Consider the following 7,013-nt stretch of genomic DNA (forward strand, 5'->3'; position numbering starts at 1 on the left):
CGCGGCACCCGCCGCCCCCTCGGCATCCGGGTTCACCGCGCCGCCCGAGGCCGCCCCCGAGGCGGCCCCCGCGCCGCAGCGTTCGGCCGCGCCCCGTCCCAGTGGCGGCGGCCAGCAGGGCCCGCGCCCGGCCGGCACCCGTCCCGGTGGCCCCAAGCCGGCGGGCTCCGGTGCGCCGAAGCCCGTGCCGGCCAAGTCGAACGCGCCCAAGCCCGGTGGCAGGCCCGCGGGTCCGCGTCCCGGCAACAACCCCTTCACGACCAGTGGTTCGACCGGCATGGCCCGCCCGCAGCAGGCCCCCAGGCCCGGTCCGGGACCGCGTCCCGGTGGCCAGGAGCGCCCCGGTCCGCGTCCCGGCGGCGGTCAGGACCGGCCGGGTCCGCGCCCGCAGGCGCCCGGTGGCGGTCGCGCCACCCCGGGCAACATGCCGCGGCCCCAGGGCGGCCCCGCGGGTCCCCGTCCGGGTCCCGGTGGCAACCGGCCGAACCCGGGCATGATGCCGCAGCGGCCGTCGGCCGGCGGGCGTCCCGCCGGCGGTGGCCCCGGCCGTCCCGGTGGCGGTGGCGGTCCTCGCCCCGGCGGCGGTGGCGGCGGCTTCGCGGGTCGTGGCGGTCCCCGCCCCGGCGGCGGTGGCGGCGGTGGCGGTTTCGGCGGCGGTGGCCGTCCGGGTACCGGCACGCGTCCCGGCGGCGGTGGCGGCGGCTTCGCCGGACGTCCGGGTGGCGGCGGCTTCGGCGGCGGCCCGGGTGGCGGCGGCCGTCCCGGCGGTCCCGGTGGCCGCGGCGGCACGCAGGGCGCGTTCGGCCGTCCCGGCGGTCCCGCGCGGCGTGGCCGCAAGTCGAAGCGGCAGCGGCGCCAGGAGTACGAGGCCATGCAGGCCCCGTCGATCGGCGGCGTGATGCTGCCGCGCGGCAAGGGCGAGGCCATCAGGCTCTCCCGCGGCGCCTCGCTGACCGACTTCGCCGAGAAGATCAACGCGAACCCGGCCTCCCTGGTCCAGGTCATGTTCAACCTGGGCGAGATGGTCACGGCGACGCAGTCGGTCTCCGACGAGACGCTTCAGCTCCTCGGCGACGAGATGAACTACACGGTTCAGATCGTCAGCCCGGAGGAGGAGGACCGCGAGCTGCTCGAGTCGTTCGACATCGAGTTCGGCGAGGACGAGGGCGGCGAGGAGGCCCTGACCTCCAGGCCCCCGGTGGTCACCGTCATGGGCCACGTCGACCACGGTAAGACGCGGCTGCTGGACGCGATCCGCAAGACCAACGTCATCGAGGGCGAGGCCGGCGGCATCACCCAGCACATCGGCGCCTACCAGGTGTCGACCGCCGTCAACGGCGAGGACCGCGCGATCACCTTCATCGACACCCCGGGTCACCAGGCGTTCACCGCCATGCGTGCCCGTGGTGCGAAGTCGACCGACATCGCGATCCTCGTGGTGGCGGCGAACGACGGTGTGATGCCGCAGACGGTCGAGGCGCTCAACCACGCCAAGGCCGCCGAGGTGCCGATCGTCGTCGCGGTCAACAAGATCGACGTCGAGGGCGCCGACCCGACCAAGGTGCGCGGTCAGCTCACCGAGTACGGGCTGGTGGCTGAGGAGTACGGCGGCGACACGATGTTCGTCGACATCTCGGCGCGCCAGGGCACGAACATCGAGGGGCTGCTCGAGGCGGTCATCCTGACCGCCGACGCGTCGCTCGACCTGCGGGCCAACGCGCGCCAGGACGCCCAGGGCATCGCGATCGAGGCCCACCTCGACCGCGGCCGCGGCGCCGTGGCGACCGTCCTGGTCCAGCGCGGCACGCTGCGGGTCGGCGACACGATGGTGGTGGGCGACGCCCACGGCCGCGTGCGGGCCATGCTCGACGACGCCGGGAGGAACCTGGCGGAGGCCGGCCCCTCGACTCCGGTCCTGGTGCAGGGTCTGACCAACGTGCCGGGCGCCGGGGACAACTTCCTGGTGGTCGGCGAGGACCGCACCGCGCGGCAGATCGCCGAGAAGCGGGCCGCCCGCGAGCGGAACGCGGCGTTCGCCAAGCGCACCCGCAGGGTCTCCCTGGAGGACCTGGACAAGGTGCTCAAGGCGGGCGAGATCCAGCAGCTCAACCTCATCCTCAAGGGCGACGCGTCCGGCTCCGTCGAGGCTCTGGAGTCCTCGCTGCTCCAGCTCGACGTCGGCGAAGGTGTCGACCTGCGCGTGCTGCACCGCGGCGTCGGCGCGGTCACGGAGACCGACATCGACCTGGCGGCTGGCTCCAACGCCATCGTCCTCGGCTTCAACGTGCGCGCCGAGGGGCGTGCCACGCAGGCGGCCGAGCGCGAGGGCGTGGACGTGCGGTACTACTCGGTCATCTACCAGGCGATCGAGGAGATCGAGGCGGCGCTGAAGGGCCTGCTGAAGCCGGAGTACGAAGAGGTCGAGCTGGGCACGGCGGAGATCCGCGAGGTCTTCCGCTCCTCCAAGCTGGGCAACATCGCGGGTGTCCTCATCCGCTCCGGCGAGGTCAGGCGGAACACGAAGGCCCGCCTGCTGCGCGACGGCAAGGTCGTGGCGGAGAACCTCACGATCGAGGGACTGCGCCGCTTCAAGGACGATGTCACCGAGATCAGGGAAGGGTTCGAGGGCGGTATCAACCTCGGGAACTTCAACGACATCAAGATCGACGATGTCATCGCCACCTTCGAGATGCGGGAGAAGCCCCGCGTGTGACGCAGTCGGCCGGGGCCGGTCGGCCGGGGGAAACCCCGTCGATCGGCCCCGGCCGCTCCCGTTACGATCACCGGCATGTATACAGGGACCCTGTCCTTCGACCTGCTGCTCGGCGATGTCCACTCGCTCAAGCAGAAGCGCTCCGTCGTGCGGCCGATCGTCGCGGAGCTCCAGCGCACGTACGCCGTCAGCGTCGCCGAGGTGGGCGAGCAGGATCTCCACCGGCGCGCCGAGATCGGGCTGGCCGTGGTGTCGGGAGACGCCGCGCACCTGGCCGAGATCCTCGACCGGTGCGAGCGGTTGGTGGCCGCGCGCCCCGAGGTGGAACTGCTGTCCGTGCGGCGGCGGATCCACGGCGAGCACGACGAGTAAGCACCGAACAACCACCGCTCGAACAAGGAGACGGACCAGTGGCCGACAAGGCACGGGCCAAGAGGCTGGCGGACCTCATCCGCGAGGTGGTCGCCGAGAAGCTGCACCGGGGCATCAAGGACCCGCGGCTCGGCACCAGGGTGACCATCACCGACACCCGCGTCACCGGGGACCTGCGGGAGGCGACCGTCTTCTACACGGTGTACGGCGACGAGTCCGACCGCGAGGAGGTGGCCGCCGGGCTGCGCAGCGCCAAGGGCGTGCTCCGGGCCGCGGTGGGAGCCGCCGCGGGTGTGAAGCACACCCCGAGTCTGGAGTTCGTCCCCGACGCGCTTCCCGAGACCTCGCGGAACCTGGACGACCTGTTCAGCCGCGCGCGGGAGCGTGACGAGGAGGTCAGGCGGGCCTCGGCGGGCGCCGAGTACGCCGGCGGCGCCGATCCGTACCACGTCAGGGAAGACGACGAGGACGGCGAGGACGGCGAGACCGGGACCACGGAGACCGCCGAGGCCGCGGAGACCGCCGAGGCCGCGGAGACCGCCGCGGACGCGGAGGCCGCCGAGGCCGCGGAGACCGCCGCGGACGCGGAGGCCGCCGAGGCCGCCGAGGAGGGCGGGGGCACCGCCGGGGAGAAGGGCTGACCCCGATGGGCACCCCCGCCGCCGACGGGCTCGTCGTGGTCGACAAGCCCGCCGGCTTCACCTCGCACGACGTGGTCGCGGTCCTCCGCGGCATCGCCCGCACCCGCCGGGTCGGGCACGCCGGGACGCTCGATCCCATGGCCACCGGCGTGCTGCTGCTGGGCCTCGGGCGGGCCACCCGGCTGCTCGGGCACCTGGCGCTGACCGAGAAGGAGTACACCGGCACCGTCCGGCTCGGCCAGAGCACGGTGACCGACGACGCCGAGGGCGAGGTGACCGCGAGCGCCGGCGCGCGAGCCGTCGAGCGGGCCGCGCTCGACGCCGGGGTGGCGGCGCTGACCGGCGACATCATGCAGGTTCCGGCGATGGTCAGCGCGGTCAAGATCGACGGTCGGCGTTCCTACCGCAGGGTGCGCGCGGGCGAGGACGTCGAGATCCCGCCCCGCCCGGTCACCGTGCGGGCCTTCACGGTCGAGGACATCCGCGAGGGGACGGCGGCGGACGGCACGGCCGTGCTCGACCTCGCCGTCTCCGTGACCTGTTCCTCCGGCACCTACATCAGGGCGCTGGCCCGCGACCTGGGCGCCGCCCTGGGCACCGGCGGCCATCTGACGGCGCTGCGGCGCACCCGGGTCGGCCCCTACACCCTCGGTGACGCGCGCACGCTGGACGCGCTGCGGGCCGGACTGACCGTGCTGCCGCTCGGTGAGGCCGCGGCGGCGGCGTTCCCGCGCTGGGACGTGGACGGCCAGCAGGCGACCCTGCTGGGCAACGGCGTCAGGATCCCCACACCCCCGCTGCCCGCCGGGCCCGTCGCCGTCTTCGGGCCCGAGGAGCGGTTCATCGCGCTGATCGAGGCGGCGGACGACCGCGCGCGCAGTCTCGCCGTCTTCGCCTGAGCCCGCGTGAGTTCCCCGAGTGGTCCGGGCCGACCGCCGGGCCGCCGCCGGAGGGCGGCGGGTACGGTTGATCGGCAGGTCCGGTGTGAGACGGCGAGGAGTGTGAACGGTGCAGCGCTGGCGTGACATGGCGGACATCCCCGCGGACTGGGGACGCAGCGTCGTCACCATCGGTTCGTACGACGGGGTGCACCGGGGGCATCAGCTCATCATCGGCCGGGCCGTGGAGCGGGCGAGGGAGCTCGGCATCCCCGCCGTGGTGGTCACCTTCGACCCGCACCCCAAGGAGGTCACCCGGCCCGGCAGCCACCCGCCGCTGCTCGCGCCGCACCCGCGGCGGGCCGAGCTGATGGCCGGGCTGGGCGTGGACGCGGTGCTGGTGCTGCCGTTCACCAAGGAGTTCTCGCGGCTGGCCCCGGCCGAGTTCGTGGTCAAGGTGCTGGTGGAGAAGCTGCACGCGCGGTCGGTGGTGGAGGGGCCGACGTTCAGGTTCGGGCACCGGGCGGCGGGGACCGTGGAAACGCTGGCCGAGCTGGGCGAGACCTACGGCTTCGAGATGCTGGTCATCGACCTGTACGAGCGGGGGGCGGCGGGGCGGGGTGAGGCGTTCTCCTCCTCACTGGCCAGGCGGCTGATCGACGAGGGCGACGTGGCGGCGGCGGCCGAGGTGCTGGGCAGGCCGCACCGCGTCGAGGGCACCGTGGTCCACGGGGCCCGTCGCGGCCGGGAGTTGGGGATCCCGACGGCCAATGTCGATCCGGTCCCCTACTCGGCCGTCCCGGCGGACGGGGTGTACGCGGGCTGGCTGATCGCGGCCGGGGAGCGGATGCCCGCGGCGATCTCGGTGGGGACCAACCCTCACTTCCACGGGAAGCGGCGGACCGTCGAGGGGCACGCGCTGGACCGCACGGACCTGGATCTGTACGACCAGTGGGCGGCGATCGAGTTCGGCTCGTTCGTGCGCGGCCAGGAGACGTTCTCCTCGCTGGACGGGCTGCTGGAGCGGATCGCGGACGACCTGCGCGTCGTGCGCGAGCGGACGCGCGAGGGCTGAGTCCCGCCCTCCCGGGACGGGTTCGACCCTCGCGCGTCGCCTGCCTAGTGCTGCGGCGGCTGCGGCGGCTGCCAGGGGCCCGGCTGCTGGGGGTAGCCGTACGGGGGCTGCTGCTGCTGAGGCGGTGTCTGCTGCTGCGGCTGCTGGGGTGGGTAGCCGTAGTGCTGCGGGGGCTGCTGCGCGCCCTGGTGACCCGGGTGCCCCTGGTGGCCGGGCAGCGGCGGGGCCATGTGCGGGGGCATGCCGCCGTCCTGGGTCCACAGCCCCTGCTCCTGCTGGACCCGTGCGAAGTCCTCGGAGATGAGGGCGGCGAGGTCGAAGTACGCCTGACGGGTCCTGGGCCGCATCAGGTCGAGGTCGAGCTCGGCCCCGGCGGCGAGGTGCTCGTCGAAGGGGGCGACCACCACACCGCGGCAGCGGGTCGTGAAGTGGGCCACGATGTCGTCGACCTTGACCATCTTGCCGCTCTCCCTGACCCCGGAGATGACGGTCACGCTGCGCTGGACCAGCCCGCCGTAGCCGTGCGCCGAGAGCCAGTCGAGCGTGGTGCTCGCGCTGCTCGCGCCGTCCACCGAGGGGGTGGAGACGATGATGAGCTGGTGCGCGAGGTCGAGCACGCCGCGCATCGCGCTGTAGAGCAGTCCCGTGCCCGAGTCGGTCAGGATGATCGGGTACTGCTTGCCGAGGACGTCGATGACGCGGCGGTAGTCCTCGTCGTTGAACGTGGTGGAGATCGCCGGGTCCACGTCGTTGGCCAGGATCTCCAGGCCCGAGGGGGCCTGCGAGGTGAAGCGGCGGATGTCCATGTAGCTGTGCAGGTACGGGATCGCGCCGACCAGGTCGCGGATGGTGGCCCCGGTCTCCCGGCGCACCCGGCGGCCCAGCGTGCCGGCGTCCGGGTTGGCGTCGATCGCGATGACCTTGTCCTGGCGCTCGCTGGCCAGCGTGGCGCCGAGGGCCGTGGTGGTGGTCGTCTTGCCGACGCCGCCCTTGAGGCTGATCACCGCGATGCGGTAGCAGGACAGCACGGGGGTGCGGATGAGCTCCAGCTTGCGCTGGCGTTCGGCGTCGGCCGACTTGCCCCCGATGCGGAACCGGCCGCTGGGCCTGCTCGCGGGCTGCGAACGCACCTTGTTGCGCCGCCTGTCCTGGAGCAGCCTCTCGGAGGAGAGCTCGACGGAGGCCGTGTAGCCGAGGGCTCCGGGCTGCATCTGGTTGGCGTACTGCTGCTGGTCCTGCCAGCCGCCGGGGGCCTGCTCCGGCTGTCCGGGCGCGCCTGGCCCGGGGGACGGCGCGGCGGGCAGGGCCGGCCGGCCCCCGCCGGGGGTGCGGGG

Annotated in this window: 5 protein-coding genes and 1 pseudogene; 5 read left to right on the forward strand and 1 reads right to left on the reverse strand. The window is 73.9% G+C overall.

Annotated elements, in window-relative coordinates; all coding sequences use genetic code 11:
- From infB to ADY01_RS30535, 5 genes and pseudogenes are all read left to right on the forward strand, one after another.
- Nucleotides 1-2,713 (forward strand): translation initiation factor IF-2 (gene infB, locus ADY01_RS30515; protein ID WP_107081875.1); only part of this gene is annotated, 2,713 nt, incomplete at its 5' end.
- 75 nt (nucleotides 2,714-2,788) lie between these two features.
- Nucleotides 2,789-3,085, forward strand: a complete 297-nt coding sequence (locus tag ADY01_RS30520) for a DUF503 domain-containing protein (protein WP_049579924.1) — start codon at nucleotides 2,789-2,791, stop codon at nucleotides 3,083-3,085.
- A gap of 38 nt (nucleotides 3,086-3,123) precedes the next feature.
- Nucleotides 3,124-3,535 (forward strand): annotated as a pseudogene (gene rbfA, locus ADY01_RS30525) (30S ribosome-binding factor RbfA); the annotation flags it as partial.
- Nucleotides 3,536-3,722: 187 nt separating this feature from the next.
- Nucleotides 3,723-4,625 (forward strand): tRNA pseudouridine(55) synthase TruB, encoded by a 903-nt coding sequence (gene truB / locus ADY01_RS30530; protein WP_049579926.1) that lies wholly within the window; start codon nucleotides 3,723-3,725, stop codon nucleotides 4,623-4,625.
- A 109-nt stretch (nucleotides 4,626-4,734) separates the two neighbouring features.
- A complete protein-coding gene (locus ADY01_RS30535; protein ID WP_078900752.1) occupies nucleotides 4,735-5,679 on the forward strand; it encodes a bifunctional riboflavin kinase/FAD synthetase in 945 nt (314 codons plus the stop codon).
- 44 nt (nucleotides 5,680-5,723) lie between these two features.
- Here the strand turns inward: ADY01_RS30535 and ADY01_RS30540 are convergent.
- Nucleotides 5,724-7,013: MinD/ParA family ATP-binding protein (locus ADY01_RS30540; protein ID WP_078900753.1), on the reverse strand; the 1,290-nt coding region annotated here is incomplete at its 5' end.

Origin of the sequence: Streptomyces sp. SBT349, from assembly GCF_001083795.1 — a bacterium.
Taxonomy (GTDB): domain Bacteria; phylum Actinomycetota; class Actinomycetes; order Streptomycetales; family Streptomycetaceae; genus Streptomyces.

Coding starts and splice junctions, on each gene's coding strand:
- ADY01_RS30520 (WP_049579924.1), top strand. CDS start 2,789: ATGTATACAGGGACCCTGTCCTTCGACCTGCTGCTCGGCGATGTCCAC.